The sequence below is a fragment of the Candidatus Chloroploca mongolica genome (assembly GCF_004762035.2).
GTDB classification, from domain to species: Bacteria; Chloroflexota; Chloroflexia; order Chloroflexales; family Chloroflexaceae; genus Chloroploca; species Chloroploca mongolica.
Genome location: NZ_SIJK02000001.1, coordinates 69,084 through 84,201 on the forward strand (window position 1 = coordinate 69,084; position 15,118 = coordinate 84,201).

18 protein-coding genes and 1 pseudogene are annotated in these 15,118 nt (G+C 60.5%); 9 read left to right on the forward strand and 10 right to left on the reverse strand.

Annotated elements, in window-relative coordinates:
* Window positions 1-2: 2 nt before the first annotated feature.
* A complete protein-coding gene (locus EYB53_RS00315; protein WP_097655174.1) occupies window positions 3-698 on the forward strand; it encodes a response regulator in 696 nt (231 codons plus the stop codon).
* A 206-nt stretch (window positions 699-904) separates the two neighbouring features.
* Here the strand turns inward: EYB53_RS00315 and EYB53_RS26935 are convergent.
* The 7 genes and pseudogenes from EYB53_RS26935 to EYB53_RS00350 form a co-directional block, all read right to left on the reverse strand.
* Window positions 905-1,213 (reverse strand): annotated as a pseudogene (locus EYB53_RS26935) (aminotransferase class I/II-fold pyridoxal phosphate-dependent enzyme); the annotation flags it as partial.
* The gene (locus EYB53_RS00325; RefSeq protein ID WP_135475535.1) at window positions 1,167-1,646 is read right to left on the reverse strand and encodes an aminotransferase class I/II-fold pyridoxal phosphate-dependent enzyme; all 480 of its coding nucleotides are present in this window, start codon (window positions 1,644-1,646) and stop codon (window positions 1,167-1,169) included. The gene EYB53_RS00325 and the pseudogene EYB53_RS26935, both read right to left, overlap by 47 nt.
* The gene (gene cobU, locus EYB53_RS00330) at window positions 1,625-2,179 is read right to left on the reverse strand and encodes a bifunctional adenosylcobinamide kinase/adenosylcobinamide-phosphate guanylyltransferase (protein ID WP_135475537.1); all 555 of its coding nucleotides are present in this window, start codon (window positions 2,177-2,179) and stop codon (window positions 1,625-1,627) included. Before cobU ends, EYB53_RS00325 begins: the two co-directional genes overlap by 22 nt.
* Complete coding sequence (cobS, locus tag EYB53_RS00335; protein WP_135475539.1) at window positions 2,176-2,955, reverse strand: adenosylcobinamide-GDP ribazoletransferase; 780 nt, start codon at window positions 2,953-2,955, stop codon at window positions 2,176-2,178. The genes cobU and cobS overlap by 4 nt, the downstream gene beginning before the upstream one ends.
* Window positions 2,952-4,010 (reverse strand): nicotinate-nucleotide--dimethylbenzimidazole phosphoribosyltransferase, encoded by a 1,059-nt coding sequence (gene cobT / locus EYB53_RS00340; protein ID WP_135475541.1) that lies wholly within the window; start codon window positions 4,008-4,010, stop codon window positions 2,952-2,954. Before cobT ends, cobS begins: the two co-directional genes overlap by 4 nt.
* Window positions 4,011-4,301: 291 nt before the next feature.
* Entirely contained in the window at window positions 4,302-5,012 is a 711-nt protein-coding gene (locus EYB53_RS26490) for a riboflavin synthase (RefSeq protein WP_371879044.1), read from the reverse strand.
* A 70-nt stretch (window positions 5,013-5,082) separates the two neighbouring features.
* A complete protein-coding gene (locus EYB53_RS00350; protein ID WP_135475967.1) occupies window positions 5,083-5,364 on the reverse strand; it encodes a GIY-YIG nuclease family protein in 282 nt (93 codons plus the stop codon).
* Window positions 5,365-6,068: 704 nt separating this feature from the next.
* Between EYB53_RS00350 and EYB53_RS00355 the strand changes: the two genes are divergently transcribed.
* Window positions 6,069-6,572, forward strand: coding sequence for a GNAT family N-acetyltransferase (locus tag EYB53_RS00355; protein WP_135475543.1), 504 nt, complete (start codon window positions 6,069-6,071; stop codon window positions 6,570-6,572).
* Between the two features lie 217 nt (window positions 6,573-6,789).
* Here the strand turns inward: EYB53_RS00355 and EYB53_RS00360 are convergent, their stop codons facing one another.
* Both EYB53_RS00360 and EYB53_RS00365 read right to left on the reverse strand, forming a co-directional pair.
* Window positions 6,790-8,019 (reverse strand): glycosyltransferase, encoded by a 1,230-nt coding sequence (locus tag EYB53_RS00360; RefSeq protein ID WP_135475545.1) that lies wholly within the window; start codon window positions 8,017-8,019, stop codon window positions 6,790-6,792.
* A gap of 6 nt (window positions 8,020-8,025) precedes the next feature.
* Entirely contained in the window at window positions 8,026-8,619 is a 594-nt protein-coding gene (locus EYB53_RS00365; protein WP_167857170.1) for a TetR family transcriptional regulator, read from the reverse strand.
* Between the two features lie 381 nt (window positions 8,620-9,000).
* Here EYB53_RS00365 and EYB53_RS00370 point away from each other — a divergent pair, with 381 nt between their 5' ends.
* Window positions 9,001-10,023, forward strand: a complete 1,023-nt coding sequence (locus EYB53_RS00370) for a prenyltransferase/squalene oxidase repeat-containing protein (protein WP_135475549.1) — start codon at window positions 9,001-9,003, stop codon at window positions 10,021-10,023.
* Window positions 10,024-10,135: 112 nt separating this feature from the next.
* On the opposite strand, the gene EYB53_RS00375 is transcribed toward EYB53_RS00370, so the two are convergent.
* A complete protein-coding gene (locus EYB53_RS00375; protein ID WP_167857171.1) occupies window positions 10,136-11,032 on the reverse strand; it encodes an AraC family transcriptional regulator in 897 nt (298 codons plus the stop codon).
* A gap of 53 nt (window positions 11,033-11,085) precedes the next feature.
* On the opposite strand from EYB53_RS00375, the gene EYB53_RS00380 reads away from it, so the two are divergent.
* The 6 genes from EYB53_RS00380 to EYB53_RS00405 all read left to right on the forward strand — a co-directional run.
* A complete protein-coding gene (locus EYB53_RS00380; RefSeq protein WP_135475553.1) occupies window positions 11,086-11,385 on the forward strand; it encodes a hypothetical protein in 300 nt (99 codons plus the stop codon).
* A complete protein-coding gene (locus EYB53_RS00385) occupies window positions 11,372-12,097 on the forward strand; it encodes a DUF4386 family protein (RefSeq protein WP_167857172.1) in 726 nt (241 codons plus the stop codon). The genes EYB53_RS00380 and EYB53_RS00385 overlap by 14 nt, the downstream gene beginning before the upstream one ends.
* A 619-nt stretch (window positions 12,098-12,716) precedes the next feature.
* Window positions 12,717-13,514, forward strand: coding sequence for an APH(3') family aminoglycoside O-phosphotransferase (locus tag EYB53_RS00390; protein WP_135475557.1), 798 nt, complete (start codon window positions 12,717-12,719; stop codon window positions 13,512-13,514).
* 607 nt (window positions 13,515-14,121) lie between these two features.
* Entirely contained in the window at window positions 14,122-14,388 is a 267-nt protein-coding gene (locus EYB53_RS00395) for an AbrB/MazE/SpoVT family DNA-binding domain-containing protein (RefSeq protein ID WP_135475559.1), read from the forward strand.
* Window positions 14,385-14,702: a type II toxin-antitoxin system PemK/MazF family toxin gene (locus EYB53_RS00400; protein WP_205712543.1), complete on the forward strand. Its 318-nt coding sequence runs from the start codon at window positions 14,385-14,387 to the stop codon at window positions 14,700-14,702. Before EYB53_RS00395 ends, EYB53_RS00400 begins: the two co-directional genes overlap by 4 nt.
* 107 nt (window positions 14,703-14,809) lie before the next feature.
* A partial coding sequence (locus EYB53_RS00405) for a hypothetical protein (protein ID WP_205712544.1) occupies window positions 14,810-15,118 on the forward strand: 309 nt, incomplete at its 3' end.

The following is a 15,118-nucleotide window of genomic DNA, read 5'->3' on the forward strand; positions in this document are numbered from 1 at the left end:
CCATGGCGCGAATTCTGGTGGTGGATGACGAGCCGCAAATCAGGCGCATGCTGCAGACTGTCCTGAGCGCTTATGGGCATACGGTGGCAATCGCGCCGGATGGTGCTGCTGCGGTGGCGCAGGCGGCGAATTGGCAACCAGAGGTCATGATCCTCGACCTGGGCCTACCGCAACTCGATGGACTTGAGGTCGTGCGCCAGGTGCGAAGCTGGTCACGGGTGCCGATCATCGTGTTGACGGTGCGAGGGGCCGAGCAGGACAAGGTAGCCGCGCTCGATCTGGGTGCCGACGATTACCTGACCAAGCCCTTTGGGATGGACGAATTGCTGGCCCGCTTGCGGGTGGCGCTGCGAAACGCGGCCTGGCGCCAGGGGGCCGACGAGCCAGTCGTGGTCTTCGGCCCGCTGTGCATCGACCGGGCGCGCCGCCGCGTCGCGCTCGCCGGACAGGAGGTTCGGCTGACCCCGACGGAGTACCAACTCTTGACGCTGCTTGCCGCGAGCGCGGGCAAAGTGTTGACCCACCAGCACATCCTCACCACGATCTGGGGGCCGGGTGCCGCCGACGATGTGCCGACGCTCCGCGTATTTATCACGCAGCTGCGCAAGAAGATCGAGCCGAACCCTGCGCAACCCATCCTGATCCGCAATGAGCCGGGCATCGGCTACCGCTTCCAGGCTCCGCTGGATCCCCCGTAGGTTCCGGCGTACGTCACGGCTTGGTCAGTTCCATTGCGACAGCGGCTCCAGCGTTTAGCGCGCAAGCAACTGATCGAGATGGTGCCTATCGAGCGCAGCTTGCACATGCTCAGCGAGCCGGTGGTGATGCCGCGCCGCACCGCGATGCGGCACAGTGCTGCGACGAGCGTGCTTTTGCCGACCGAGGAGGCGGTGCCGAGAACCATCCAGGTCAGCTGAAAGGTGCCAACGCGTGCGATCAACACTGGTGCGGCCAGCAGATAGCCCAAACGTAACCCGGCCAGGGCATAGCTTTTGGTCAGCGAGTGCAGGGTGATCAGGTGCGGCGACGATGCTTCGGGCAGCGACGCGCTATCCTGGCGTTGCAGATCGCTATACGAGCGATCCAGGATCAGGTAGCCCCCATCTGTCGCACTGATCGTGGTAAGCATCTGCATGATCGCCGACGAGAGCATCACCCCGGTGGGATTATTTGGCGCACAGATCCAGGTGAGCTGTGGGCGCAGCGTGTGCATCAGCGCGCTTCAGCGCTGGGCCATCGGGGTGAAAAGCACTTTCCGGCTGTGTTTGTAGCTCGACAACGTGCGCACCCATCAACCTACTCGCATACGCATATTCGCCGTAGGTTGGCCCGATCACAAAAACACTATCGCCGGGGTGCAGCAGGGCACGGGCGACCAGGTGGATCAGCTCGTTGGCCCCGTTCCCCGGCAGGATGGCCTCGGGCTCACATGCATGACGCTCAGCCAGGGCTTGCCGGAGCCGCACGCAGCTGCGATCCGGATACGGGGCGGGATCGAGGGTCGCCAGCGCTGCCCGCACACCCGCAGGTGGTCCAAACGGATTGAGATTGCTGCTGAAATCGAGCACGCTGTCGGGTTGCACCCCCAGTGCCGCCAGTTCACGTTCATCAAGGGCACCGTGGACTACTCGATTGGGCGTGCCCATGCGACCTCCAAGGCCTTCAACTCAACCGCGATCCCGCAGACTACCAGATAGACGTCGGTTGCCGCCGCGGCGACCTGCTGATTGGCTCGCCCAAGCAGATCACGATAGACGCGGCCAAGCGGATAGTCCGGCACGATCCCCATACCGACCTCGTTTGTCACCACGATCAGGGTCAGATCGTGCGCATGTGTTGCCTCCAGGATGGCGCTGATTTCGGCAGTGACGGCTTGATCCGGGGCGGCTTCATTGGCCAGCAGCACATTGCTGACCAAGAGCGCGAGGCAATCGAGCACGACGACGGTTCCTGGCGCGACGTTCGCCAGCGCCGTCGCGACCTCTAGCGGCTGCTCGCAGGTTGTCCAGGTTGCGGGACGGCGCTGCTGGTGATGCGCGATCCGTTCGCGCATCTCATCGTCGCGTGCTTCAGCCGTCGCCAAATAGGTCACCGGGCGATGCAGACGAGCGGCGTAGTGTTCGGCACGCGCACTTTTGCCGCTCCGCGCCCCACCCGTAAACAGAATGACCGTGCTCATAGGGCAAACCTCGCTGCTGCGGTGATGGCGGCCAGGGCCACCACTTCGGTTCCTTCACACAGGGCCCCATATGTATCACCCGTGAGCCCACCGAGGTCACGGGTCCACCAGCGCCCAAGCAGATACGCCCCACCGCCGACGAGCAGGAACGCAACGATGCCGCCGAGTCCGGCAATGGCGACCACGGTCACGGCCACCACAACGCTGATACCGCTCAGCGTACCACGGCTCACCTGACCGTGGACGCTGCTTCCGAGGCCATCAGTACGGGCCAGCGGAAACCGCACGATGGCCGCGATCATCGCCCAGCGCCCAAGCATTGGCGCGAGCAGCACGGCGTACCACCAGTGTTCGCCGGCGTCGGCAAGGAAGGCTACCTTCAAGAGCAGGACAGCAACGAGGGCCAGGGTGCCCATGGCACCGATGTGGCTATCCTTCATGATCGCCAGCTTGCGCTCACGCGGCCGCCAACTCATCACCGCGTCGAAGGTGTCGCTCACGCCATCAAGATGCAGCCCGCCGGTGAGGATGGCCCAGGCAACCACGACCAAGGCGGCCTGAACGAGTGGCGGCCAGAAGAGACTGGCGATCCACCCGGTTCCAACCAGGATGAGGCCGATGATTGCCCCAACCAGCGGAAAATACGGCACCGCCCCGGCAAGACCACGGCCCAAGGCTGGGGCAGGCCATGGCAGTGGGATCGTGGTTAAAAACCGCAGCGCGGTGTCGAGATCGTGCGTGAAGGCACCCCCTGATGAAGGTTCGCGGTCAGTCATTGGTTGCTTGCCACTCCAGCTTCAGCGAAGGTCGCCATTTCATCAAGGATTTTGCAGGCTGCCTGCGCGAGCGAGATCCCCAACACGGCACCGGTTCCTTCGCCCAGACGCATCCCGAGATCAAGCAGCGGTTCAAGGTCAAGCTGCGCAAAGATCGCCTGGTGTCCACGTTCGACCGAGCGATGGGCCGCAATGAGATAGGGCTGCAGGGCTGGCGCAAGGCGACACGCCAGCAAGGCGGCTGCTCCAGAAATAAAGCCATCGACCACAACGGGAACCTGGCGTGCGGCGGCGCCGAGCATCACGCCGACGAGCCCACCAATCTCGAAGCCACCGACCTTGGCTAACACGTCGAGCGCATCGGTCGGGTCGGGGCGATGGCGGGCGAGGGCTTGTTCGATCAGCGCGATCTTGTGGGCCAGCCCGGTATCATCAATACCAGTGCCACGCCCGGTCACCTCGGCGACGGGGGCGCCGGTGAGGGCCGCAACGATAGCACTGGCGGCAGTCGTATTGCCAATGCCCATCTCGCCGGTGGCAATGACATCAACGCCAGCTTCGATCAGCTCGGTGACCACCGCGATGCCGGTCGCGATAGCAGCCTGGGCCTGGGCACGGCTCATCGCTGGTTCGACCGACATATCGTTGGTGCCGGGGGCGATCTTCCGCTGAAGGAGGCCAGGCGTAGCGGGTAGGTCAACCGCCACCCCGACATCAACGACCACCACCCTGGCCCCGACGTGGCGAGCTAGGACATTGATCGCGGCACCACCCGCCAGAAAGTTATACACCATCTGGGGCGTCACTTCGGCAGGGTAGGCGCTCACACCCTGCCGGGCAATGCCATGATCCGCGGCCATCACGACGACTGCGGGGTTCTTCAGGCGAGGCCTTGCGGTGCCAGTGATCCCGGCAAGCTGGATCGACAGCGTTTCAAGCCGACCGAGCGCACCGTGGGGCTTGGTCAATTGCTGCTGGCGGAGACGGGCAGCGGCCATGGCGTCTTGGTCGAGGGGGCGAATGTGATTGATGGTCGCGGGCAAGAGCAAATTCATCGCTTGTTCCTTTTCTTGGAAACGGCCTGATATGCGCCTGGAAGTGGGAGTGCGTCTGGCACAGCTTTCCGTCGCGCGCTTGGCGTCCAGATGCGGTCACAACACCCTTTGCGCCTTTGCGCCTTTGCGTCAAATGATCAGAAAACTCTCGTTACCGACGACGATGTTGTTGGCTTGCCGCCGCCACAAAGCGTGCGGCAAGCGCCGGATGGGCCTGCCAGTGAATGTGGACATATACTCCTTGCGCGCCGGCACCTTTCCTAAATCTTCGTAGCGCTCGTTACGGTAGCCCTACATCGCGTCGGCAGTATTGGTTAGGCGGTAGACTGCGATGCCAGACAATCCACCGAGCAGGTAGGCCAGCGATGGGGCCACCAGACTATCGGAAAGGTTCTCGGCCAGGGACTCGATCGTCGCTGCGGCCACCTCGTCGGTCCTCAGGTCGGACGTGGGCCGACTGACCAGGTGCCAACTCAGGAGCCGTCGGGCTTCGGCGAGATCATTGGCCTCGAGCGCCGCTTGCACCTCACCGACGGCCCGATCGTCCAGTTCAGCCACCGTCAAGCTTGCCCCATCGACCGCGATATAACCCTTCTCGACGATATAGGGCAGCAACTGGGCTGGCGGTTGAATGCGGATACGCTTCGCATCACCCTCAGGCACAACCGCGACGATCGTGCCGACGCCATCCACATGGCCCTGGACATAATGACCTCCCATCCGTCCGCCAAAGGTCAGCGAACGCTCGAGGTTGAGCGGGTCGCCGACCTGCAACCGCCCGAGATTAGTGCGCCGCAGCGTTTCAGGGCTCAGCCCAACACGAAACTGATCCGTCGCGAGCGCCGTCACCGTAAGACACGTCCCATTGATCGCAATGCTATCACCGAGACGCGCCCCTTCACGAGCGACCTGGCTCGCAATCGTCAGGAAGTTGTCACGTTCCTGATCACCGACAATCTCGAGCACCCGGCCAATCTCTTCGACAATCCCCGTAAATATCACGCATTCTCCTTCTTCAGGTATGATTTCATACCATACTTACAGCTCATTTTGATTCCCTTACAAGATCTGCTTACAACAAAGTATCGTACAGGTCGTGCCAAGCGGGATTCTGTTGCTCAATCAAGTGCAACTTCCAGCGACGGCGCCACTTCTTCAGCTGTTTTTCACGTCTAATAGCGGCCATTGTATCACTCATGACTTCATAGTAAACCAGTGTATGAACACCATAGATTTTGGTAAACCCCTCGTAGACACCCTGTTTGTGTTGCCAGACACGTCGGATAAGATTGCTGGTCATACCGATATACAGCGTACCATTTCGTTTACTTGCCAGGATATAAACAAAATACATGTTCACCGCAAACTCCTGAAGACAGAAGTGTATAATAACGATGCTCACATATTTTACCGTTGAGAATGGTCAAAAGGTTCACTGCGCTATCCCCGCGTAGGCGGGAATCCAGCGGTCCTCGCTGGGAGACAGGCTCCCCGGGTGCCCAGCGCGGTCCCTGGCAGATTGAGAACGTTCTGCATTATCGTCGTGATGTCACGTGAGGCGAAGATGCCTCGCACGTGCGCATGGGTCAGGCCGCACACATCCTCGCTTGCCTCAACAATGCCGTCTGCGGGTTGGCCGCCCGTGGCGGTCAGTCGAACCTGGCCGCGTTACAGCGGTCGATGGCGTCCGCCATCGACCGCCTCCTGTTCCGTCGCTGACTTTGCATGATACTGCTGGCAAACCCCAACTGAGCGGCACCCTGCGTTTTTCGGGTCGTCTTGCGTCGAGAAATTGCGCCTCGTGCGGCGTGGGCCACCAAGCGAGGTCGTCACAGCCCTCCTCCGCAAAAAACCGCAACGACGCTGTGGGGAGTACAGGCTCTCTGAGCGAAGGTTGCTCATGCAACGTTTGCCAGCAGTATCTTTGCATCAGCCCTGCCTCCCCTCAGGGCGACCATGCGGCCTACGAACGGTACATGCTATGATGGGGGCGCATAATGGCACGTAGAGCCGCTAGCGCATACGTTTTGTTACAGACGCACTGGAAAGAAGGAAAGCATGGCCGATATGCTCGTCAAACTCTACCATATCACGCCCGACCACGCGCTGATCGCCCGACTTGCGCAGCAGCAGATCACGATCAAGCGCGTGCTTGCGCCTGATGCATTGCGCGTCATCCGCTTCATTGAGACGAGCGCGGAGGCCCACTGGCCCCAGGAGGCCAAAGAGCGCTGGATGGCGGAGTGTGCCGCGAGCATGTCCAACCACCCACCTACGTGCTTCGTTGCGGTGCAACAGCGCACGATCATCGGGTTTGCTTGCTACAATGCCACCGCGAACGGCTACGTTGGCCCGATGGGTGTCTTGCGCGAGGCGCAGGGCAATGGCGTCGGCAAGGCCTTGCTGATCACTTCCCTGCTGGCAATGTGGGACGAGGGGTACGGCTACGCGATCATCGGCTGGGCGGCGCGCAGTGCCATGGAATTCTATGCCAAGACGGTGCAGGCCCAGGTCATCGAGGACTCGTCGCCTGGGATCTACCGCCGCCTGATCGATGGCTAGCCGCACTGGAGGCGGCTACAGCGTCAGGTCAAGGCCGTGCGGGGGCCAACATTATACCGTGCCTATAAGGCGACGGCCACTGGGTGCTGAGCGTGGGCGTGCTCACAGAGGGATCGGCGGGAGGCAGCGGCACGCAGTACTTTGTGGGCAGCTTTGACGGCACGGCCTTCCATTGCGCTGATCCGCCCGCCATCGGCTGATATGGGACTTGCCCTGTTTATGCAGAACAAGTCCGCCGCAAAAACGTCGCGACGTTAGCCGCACCAGGCCATTGTTCCAGTTCGCGGCGCAGGTCAGTCGCTTTCTGACGGAAGGTGGGTTCGGTGAGCAGGCGATGCACAGCGGTTAACACCCGATCCTCCTTCACGGCATACCGATTCAGGTGCAGCGCACTGCCAAAATGAACCGCTTGCAGCACATTGAGGTCTTGCTCTGGCTGCAAGCCGATCCCCAAAAAGGGCGTGCCGGCAGCGCACGCCGTCTGCACTGTGCCTTGCCCACCGTGAATGACGGCCACGTCCGCCAGCGGATTGACCAGATGCGCCGGCAGCCAGTCGAACACCAGCACATTGTCGGGAACAGCCACGTTCAGCCCAGCCAGGTGGCGCTTGATGGGCGCAATCACGGTGTAGGGCTGTCCGGCAAACATCCCCAACACCCGCAGCAGCACCTCCCGGTTGGCCGAGCTTCCCATGGCGAAGTAGATGAGTGGCCGGTCGCGGGGCAGCGCGGCGATCGCTGGCGGCACTTCCCCCGCCAGATGGGCGTAAATCGGGCCGACGTAGTGCCATGTGTCCGGCAATGTGGGCACGCCGGTCAACTGGGGGATGTCGGTGACCAGGGTATAATCGCCACGCAAGATGTCTAACGAGCGCGGGAAAGTGGGTGCGCCGAACTGCCGCGCCACGCGGTTCATCGACCCGGTCCAGACGCGGGTGCGGAGCGCCCAACCGTTGATGACCCAATTGAGCAACCCCTCTGGGAGCCAGTCGAGCGGCGTACCCCGCAGCAGTTCGCCCCAGATGGTCGGCTGCGCCTGGAAAAAGGGGCGCGTCAGCGCGAAGGGGTTGACCGATACCAGTGGGATACCGGCCGCCCGTGGCGAGATGAAGGCACTCATGGTGAAGCCGATGACCACGGCCGCTGGCCGCACCCGTTCATACAAAGCCAACTCATTTCGCACCCGCGTTGCCAGTTCCTCGGTGGTGAAGAACTTGCCGCCCCGCTCCATCCGGTCCGCTTTCCACAGTTCTTCGGCGCGTTGCGGCGTCAGGCGCGGTTCCAGGGTGTGACAGGTGAAGCCGGCCTCGCCAATCAGGTATTGGTACTCGCCGCCATAGCCGAAAAACTCACAGTGAAAGGCGCCGCCGCAGGCGCGGGCAATTTCAATCATCCGCGTCGTCTCGGCAATGTTCAGGGTTTCTGGGGCAAAGAGTAACGTCTGCATCAGTGGTCATCCTTTTTCGGCTGCCAGACCGGTCAACAGCAAGGCAACGGTCGTTTCCATCTGTTCGCGCAGCTTGATCTGGTCGGGGAAGAGGCTCCAGAGCAAGATAATCCCCTCAATGGCAGCGATGACGACATGAGCCGTAGAGGCAACGTCGGTTGTCGCTGTCCAGACTCCTTCATCGATGCCCGCTTGCAGCAGGTGGCAGAGCTTTTCATGGTAGGTGGTGTAAAACTGCGCCAGCCGTGCCCGCAGCGTTTCGTTGTGGGCCGCCAGGGTATAAAACTCCAGCGGCGCGGGTAGGCGAACCGTGGTGGCTTCCAACTCGGCCCCGGCCAGCTCAACCAACCGGCGAAGCCGGAGCGCCGGATGCTCTGCGCTGTTCAGTACCCTGGTCAAAATCACCTCTTGCTCGCGGAAGAAGGCGTCGAAGATCGCCAGCACCAACGCATCCTTGCTCGAGAAATGCCAGTAGACGCCTCCTTTGCTCACGCCTGACGCACGCACGATGTCGTTCATGCTGGTATGGGCAAAGCCCTGCTGGGCAAAGAGGGCGAGGGCAGCGTTGAGAATCTGGTCACGGGCGTCTTGGGCATCCATTGGCGTCACATCCTCTAACATACCGACCAGTTGGTCTGTTAGCGATAGTATATCATTGCGGTGCCCGGTTGTCAATCTTCCGCACGGCGAGCGAGCGCATCGCGCAGGGCCACCACGTTGCGTGAATGCGCCGTGCGATTCATGACACCGCGCTCGACGGCTCGCCACGCTCGCGCACCTCGCCGTGCACCGATCTTTCCGCCATCGAGCGGCATGTTCACCGCCGGATGTCCAGTGATGGGGTATACTTAGCGCAGTCCTCGCTGCGTGCCGAGGCCCAACGCCGAGGGTGATCGGCACTCCTGCGTGTGCGCTGCTCGTGCGCAATGCGGCCCACGCTCAGCACGCGGCGCTTTCTGAGGGCGCTCCAGGGGAGGTTTCATGTCCTGGCTGAACGCCGTGAATGGTGACGCACGTGCCTGGTTGCTAGAGCCGGATTCCGTCAATCCAGGCGTTCGCTTGTTCGCGTTCCGTGATCTGCTCGACCAGCCCGCCGATGCGGCCGAGGTCATTGCGGCGCAGGCGGCGGTGATGCAGTACGGCCCGGTACCCGCCATTCTAGAGGCGCAACATCCCGACGGCTACTGGCAGAAACCTGGCGGCGGCTATGGCAAGTATCGCGGCACCGCCTGGCAGATCATCTTCCTCGGCGAGCTCGGCGCTGACCCGAACGATGAACGCGTGCAGCGCGGCTGCGCGTACCTGCTCAACCACACGATCGCCGCCAATGGCGGTTTTGCATGCAGCAATACCAACAACCCCGTGCCGAGGAACGTCGTCCATTGCCTGAACGGCAATCTGCTCGCCAGCCTGATCCGGTTAGGCTGGCTGGATGATCCGCGAGTGCAGCAAGCGCTGGTGTGGCAGATACACGCGATCACGGGCGAGGAGCCAATCCGTTACGACCAATCCGGCACCAGCGGCCCAGGATTCGCCTGCGCGATCAACGCGGGCCAGCCGTGCGCCTGGGGCGCAACCAAAGCCATGAAGGCGCTCGCCGCCGTGCCGACGTCCGCACGCACACCACTGCTCCAGCAGGCCATCGAACAGGGCGCGCAGTTTCTGCTGCGCCATAACCTGGCCGGCGCCGACTATCCCTTCACGGGCAAGATCAGCCCATCCTGGTTCAAACTCGGCTTCCCGCTCAGCTACTGGAGCGATATCCTAGAGACTCTGACCGTGCTGGTTACGTTGGGCTATGGCCATGATCCGCGCCTAGCGGAAGCGTATCAATGGCTGCTGGACAAGCAAGACGCGCAGGGGCGCTGGAAGCTTGAAAACGCGCTCACTGGCAAGATGTGGATCGACCTCGAGCGCCGCGGCAAGCCGAGCAAATGGGTCACCTTGCGTGCGTTACGGGTTGTCAAGGCTATGGCCGTGGCGGAGGCCGAGGGTTCATCCTGACGGCCTCACGCGTGCCTCACGCTATGGTTGGAGAAGAACGATGAAGCCACCCATGTGACGAAAGGTTGCTCTGATGACCGACTTTCACCCCAACCACAGCCGAGCAAGACTTTCATCCGCAGGTCGCCCAATCCCGGTACTCTCTTGGCGTAACCCCAAACCACTTCTTAAACGATTTACGGAAGACGCTTGGCTCTGAGAAACCCAGCAGGTAGGTGATTTGCTCGACCGAGTAGTTTTCGCGCAGATATTTCTTGGCCAACCGTTGGCGGATGTCGCGCAGCAGGTCGCTGAAGACCACGCCCTCGGCTTCCAGCCGCTTTTGCAGGGTGCGCACGCTGACGGTCATCTCACGGGCGACCTTCTTAATAGAGAGCGACTCGTCATCCAGTCGCGCAAGGATGATTTTGGTCACGGCCTGGGTGGTGGCGTCGTTCTGTTCCATCTGGGCGATGAAGTTCTGCGCATAGTGCTCGAAATGCTCCAGCAGGGCCGGGTTGGCCATACGGACGGGCAGGTTGCCCATCCGCATATCGAGCGTCATCGCGTTCTCTCGTTGTCCAAAACACACCGGGCAGTTGAAGATGCGCTCGTATTCGGTGCGCGATGCGGGTTCTGGATAGATGAAAGCCACTTCGAGAGGGTTGAGCGGCAGGCCAGAGAGCGTCCGCACCAGACGCACGCTGCTCGAAAAGGTCGATTCGAAACAGTGCCGCGACATCGGTGGGGCGTGGGGCGGCGTGAAGTAGACCAGTCGCACCTTGCCCAGGCTGAGCTCGGCACGGCCAGTAATCAGGTTGCCGATGATGCGCTGGTAACGCCCCGATTTCTCGAAGGCTTCGCCAAGCGTTTTGCAGTTCATCATCAGGTAGCCGAGGATGGACCAACTGCCGGGTTGGGCGAACTCGCCCATATGCAGGCCGAAATACGGGTCATTGACGTACTGCGCCGCACTGTCCTGGATGTGCAGATAGGTCTCGACCGGAAGATAGGCGTCCGGCGAGCGCACTTGATCTGCTGGTGGTCGGCTCGCCGACCCGCGGCCTTCGGCCAACCGAGGGCATGGTCAAACTGCTGCAGGGTTTGCCCAAAAATCACCTGACTGGCGTGCGGGTGGCCGCCTTCGACACGCGCATTGCGTTGGAGACGATCAACTCTAGGGCTCTGCGTTTCCTGGTGGACAAGGGCGGGTACGCCGCCAGCACGATTGCCAAAACGCTCGAAAAGAAGGGTGGTGTCTTAGCTGCTCCGCCAGAAGGCTTTTTCGTCACCGGCGAGCAGGGGCCATTGAAAGATGGCGAAGGCGAACGCGCCGCAGCCTGGGCGGGCGGGCTCGGCACAAGGAGCGATGATGATGGCTGAAGCAAACTGGAAGAGCATCTACCGCCTCGGCGCGGTTGCCGCGCTGCTGGCGGTGGTGTTTGCCGTGCTGGAAATCCTGATTACGTTTGTGCCCGGCGGCGAGCGCGTCGCCCCTGAATTGCTCACCGTGCCGCTCTGGTTCGCACGCTTGCAGGCCAATCCGCTGCTCGAATTGCGCAATCTGGGGCTGATCAACATCTTCCTGACCATGTTCGGGGTGCTGCTCTCGTTTGCCCTGTTTGCCGCGCACCGCACGGTCAACCCCGGCTGGGCGGGGTTGGCGCTGGTCATCGCTGCGATTGGCGGAGCGGTCTTCTTTGCCACCAACCGCAGTTTTGCAATGTTGGCACTCAGCAACCGGTACGCCACGGCCACCGACGACGCCCAACGTGCCGCCCTGGTGGCCGCAGGCGAAGCCATGCTGGCGGTCGGGGAGAGCCATACACCCGGCACCTTCCTGGCTTTTGCGTTGAGCCTGCTTGCCAGTTTGCTGATGGCCTGGGTGCTGCTGCGCGGCGGCATCTTCAGCCGGGCCAGCGCCTATGTTGGCATGCTGGGCTTTGGGTTCCTACTGGTCTTTGAAATCCTCTCCGTTTTTGTCCCGGCCCTGTTTGACGTCGCCATGATCTTCGCCATGATTGGCGGGATTGCCAGCATCGTCTGGTACTTCATGGTTGCCCGGCGGCTGTTCCAATTGGCAAAAATGCCTTGACCCTCAAGATGAGCCTATGAATGCGGCGGTGGCTTTGACGCAAAGGCGCGAAGGCGCAAAGGTTGACCGAAGATGGTTGCTTTGATGCAAAGGCGCGAAGCTACGCATGGAGATGCCTCAAATCTTTGCGCCTCTGCGCCTTTGCGTCAAAGAAGCTCGCGCGGGGATGGCGCAACTGGTGAAAGCGGCAAACGTGCGGCGTAGCACCATACAGGGCAGATTTAGGTGGTATCATCGCGGTAGAGCACGGGCAAGGCTGATCGAGGCCGCAGAATCGCTGTCGAATTCATGCACTGGCCGGCGGCCGGCCAGTGCATGTCCATAACCTGTGCCAGCACTCCCTCGCTCAATCAGCCTCATCGCAGGAGAGTTATACTCTCGTCTCCGAATTACCCGCTGTGTCATCACCTCCATCCTGCAGCCGAGTCCCTGATTCGGTGCTGCGTCCACAGCTTTGGGGTACGAAAGAGTCTCGTTGGAGCAACCGATTCCCTGTTCCTGGGCTGCATCCACATCGCCGTGGTATGGTACCATAGCGCATGTATGTGTCTCTCTCCTAGAGAGAACCCAGAAGCGAAACGCGCTTTTGTGTTCTGAATATGCCGGGGAACATACGCTAATGGGAACGCTCAACCTCTCCAACCAATTAGGCAACCTGACCAAAACATACCGTTTTGTACCGGATACAGCGGGGATGTCCCCGGCTAGTGTGTATCAATTAATCGGACGTAATGACCATCTGTATTTGAAAGTATCACCTCGCCAGTATAATGGAACGACCTACGATGTTGAGCGGGAAAAAGATGTCATGCTTTGGTTACAAGGACAATTACCTGTTCCTGAAGTCCTGCACTTCGAACAGTACGAAGGTAACAAGTTTTTACTGATGCGTGCCGTTGACGGTGTCGTAGGATCTGAAGATTACAAACACCATCGCGACCCAAAACGCATGGTACACATCTATAGCGACGGGATTAAGCGGTTTCATGCGATACGTATCGAAGACTGCCCGTTTGATAGCAGCGTAGACTATCGACTTGCGGAATTAGCATATTTCCTCCGCCACAACCTCGCTGACATCAATACAGAAAACTGGGAAGATGATACGCCCTTTGCTGATCCAGATGCGCTCTACGCGTTTCTGCAAACCCATAAACCAAACGAAGAACTGGTCTTTTCGCACGGTGATTTTGGCGACAGCAATATATTTATCAGAAACGATCGTATCAGTGGCCTCATCGATTTAGGAAGAAGTGGAAAAGCGGATAAATGGTACGACATCGCATTTTGTGTCCAGTCCATCCAACATGACATAGGCAATGACAAAGCGTATGTTGATTTACTCTTTAACCTACTTGAAATCGAACCAGATTGGGCGAAGATACGGTACTACATTTTATTAGATGAGTTGTTTTAAGCAAAAAAACAGTTTCCCTCAGCGGCCCAACACCCCGTGCAGCCGACCCCGCTGGCGCGGGCGGGAGCTGGGCGCGGGTTGGGGCCGCAAACTGCGGCGTTCTATTTCCACCTTCACGCTCGGAGTCATCGTCGCCATCAACACGATCATTCCACCGCTCGACGGCGAACGCTCGCAGTTTGCTAGGGTCGTCGCGTGCCGGCGCTCGTCGCGCTTCAGACGGCTGCCAGCGGGGCGGCTAACGTGACCGTTAGCGATGATACATTTCATAACACCGTGCAACCGTTATTGGCTGAAGCCTACGATGTGGCCGTGCAAAGACACCTACGGCGGCAAACGACGAATGAGTCCTAAGGGATGCTCGTTGAAGCTACCGTCCTTCCGGCCCAACAAGCGCATGCAGCACGACCGGCGAATCGGGGCTTTTTTGAAAACCAGAATCAGTCAGGACGTGGCTCCAATCCAGCGTGTGGTCCTTTCGCCGGCGGCTGATGCGCGGGCGTTAGGCGGCCTCTGCCCGGAACGCAGTTGCCGAACCGGCGCCTCTCCGTACTTGACAATACCTTCCTTTGTAATTACACTGTGGGTACGTAGAAAGGATTGCCGTATGAGCACCGTGATTAAAACGCGGCTGATCAAAATCGGAAACTCGCACGGTGTCCGTATACCCAAAGTCGTGCGGGACCAAGTTGGACTTACCGACGCCATTGAGCTTGAAGTACAGGGCGCCCAATTGATCGTGCGCTCTGGTTCTGCTCCACGCGCCTCTTGGGCCGCGCAGTTTCAGCAGATGGCTGAACAGCAGGATGATAGGCTGCTTGACCTCGACCAACCCCCAACCCTGTGGGATGAGCGTGAGTGGGAGTGGGAATGAAACGCTTTGACGTGTACCTTGTGACCCTTGACCCGACCGTCGGGGTCGAAATCCAGAAAACCCGTCCCTGCCTGATCATTTCACCCGACGAGATGAATGACTATATTCAGACCGTGATTGTTGCCCCGATGACGACCAAAGCGCGCGCCTATCCTTCGCGTGTCGCCACACGCTTTGAGGGCAAAGACGCCCATATTGTCCTCGACCAGATACGTACTGTCGATAAGCGCCGCTTGGTGAACTATCTCGGTCGTATTTCTGCAACGACTCAGACCAAGGTGCTCGCAGTGCTCGCGGAACTCTTTGCCGAATGAGATCATACTCTGTCGCATATCGACAGCATACTGAGCGAGAAGCGCCGCATCAGCCCGTACGCGCAGGTGATGTCCGGAGCACATGGGCCCAAGAAGTGGGCAAGTTCATGGCACACGTCAGGGCGTTCCACTGCGGCGATTTGCGCGCCACCAGCAGCGACTGGCCGGTTGCCAGAAAGGGAGCGATCCGGCCTGTGTCGCTAGCACACCCCCACGCCCGCATCCCACCGCAGCGTAGAGGTCACCCGCACCGTCGCCTGCTCCGGCGCGACGGCCCCGGCCTCCTGGTTGCTCCAGGTTTCCTGGGTGATGACGGTGATGGTGATCGCGCCGATTCCCCGGCGGCACCCGCCACCAACCGGGCACCCGCCACCAACCGGGCACCCGCCACCAACCGGGCACCCGCCACCAACCGG

Coding starts and splice junctions, on each gene's coding strand:
- EYB53_RS00315 (WP_097655174.1), top strand. CDS start 3: ATGGCGCGAATTCTGGTGGTGGATGACGAGCCGCAAATCAGGCGCATG.
- EYB53_RS00325 (WP_135475535.1), bottom strand. CDS start 1,646: ATGGGCACGCCCAATCGAGTAGTCCACGGTGCCCTTGATGAACGTGAA.
- cobU (WP_135475537.1), bottom strand. CDS start 2,179: ATGAGCACGGTCATTCTGTTTACGGGTGGGGCGCGGAGCGGCAAAAGT.
- cobS (WP_135475539.1), bottom strand. CDS start 2,955: ATGACTGACCGCGAACCTTCATCAGGGGGTGCCTTCACGCACGATCTC.
- cobT (WP_135475541.1), bottom strand. CDS start 4,010: ATGAATTTGCTCTTGCCCGCGACCATCAATCACATTCGCCCCCTCGAC.
- EYB53_RS00350 (WP_135475967.1), bottom strand. CDS start 5,364: ATGTATTTTGTTTATATCCTGGCAAGTAAACGAAATGGTACGCTGTAT.
- EYB53_RS00355 (WP_135475543.1), top strand. CDS start 6,069: ATGGCCGATATGCTCGTCAAACTCTACCATATCACGCCCGACCACGCG.
- EYB53_RS00360 (WP_135475545.1), bottom strand. CDS start 8,019: ATGCAGACGTTACTCTTTGCCCCAGAAACCCTGAACATTGCCGAGACG.
- EYB53_RS00365 (WP_167857170.1), bottom strand. CDS start 8,619: ATGGATGCCCAAGACGCCCGTGACCAGATTCTCAACGCTGCCCTCGCC.
- EYB53_RS00370 (WP_135475549.1), top strand. CDS start 9,001: ATGTCCTGGCTGAACGCCGTGAATGGTGACGCACGTGCCTGGTTGCTA.
- EYB53_RS00380 (WP_135475553.1), top strand. CDS start 11,086: ATGGTCAAACTGCTGCAGGGTTTGCCCAAAAATCACCTGACTGGCGTG.
- EYB53_RS00385 (WP_167857172.1), top strand. CDS start 11,372: ATGATGATGGCTGAAGCAAACTGGAAGAGCATCTACCGCCTCGGCGCG.
- EYB53_RS00390 (WP_135475557.1), top strand. CDS start 12,717: ATGGGAACGCTCAACCTCTCCAACCAATTAGGCAACCTGACCAAAACA.
- EYB53_RS00395 (WP_135475559.1), top strand. CDS start 14,122: ATGAGCACCGTGATTAAAACGCGGCTGATCAAAATCGGAAACTCGCAC.
- EYB53_RS00400 (WP_205712543.1), top strand. CDS start 14,385: ATGAAACGCTTTGACGTGTACCTTGTGACCCTTGACCCGACCGTCGGG.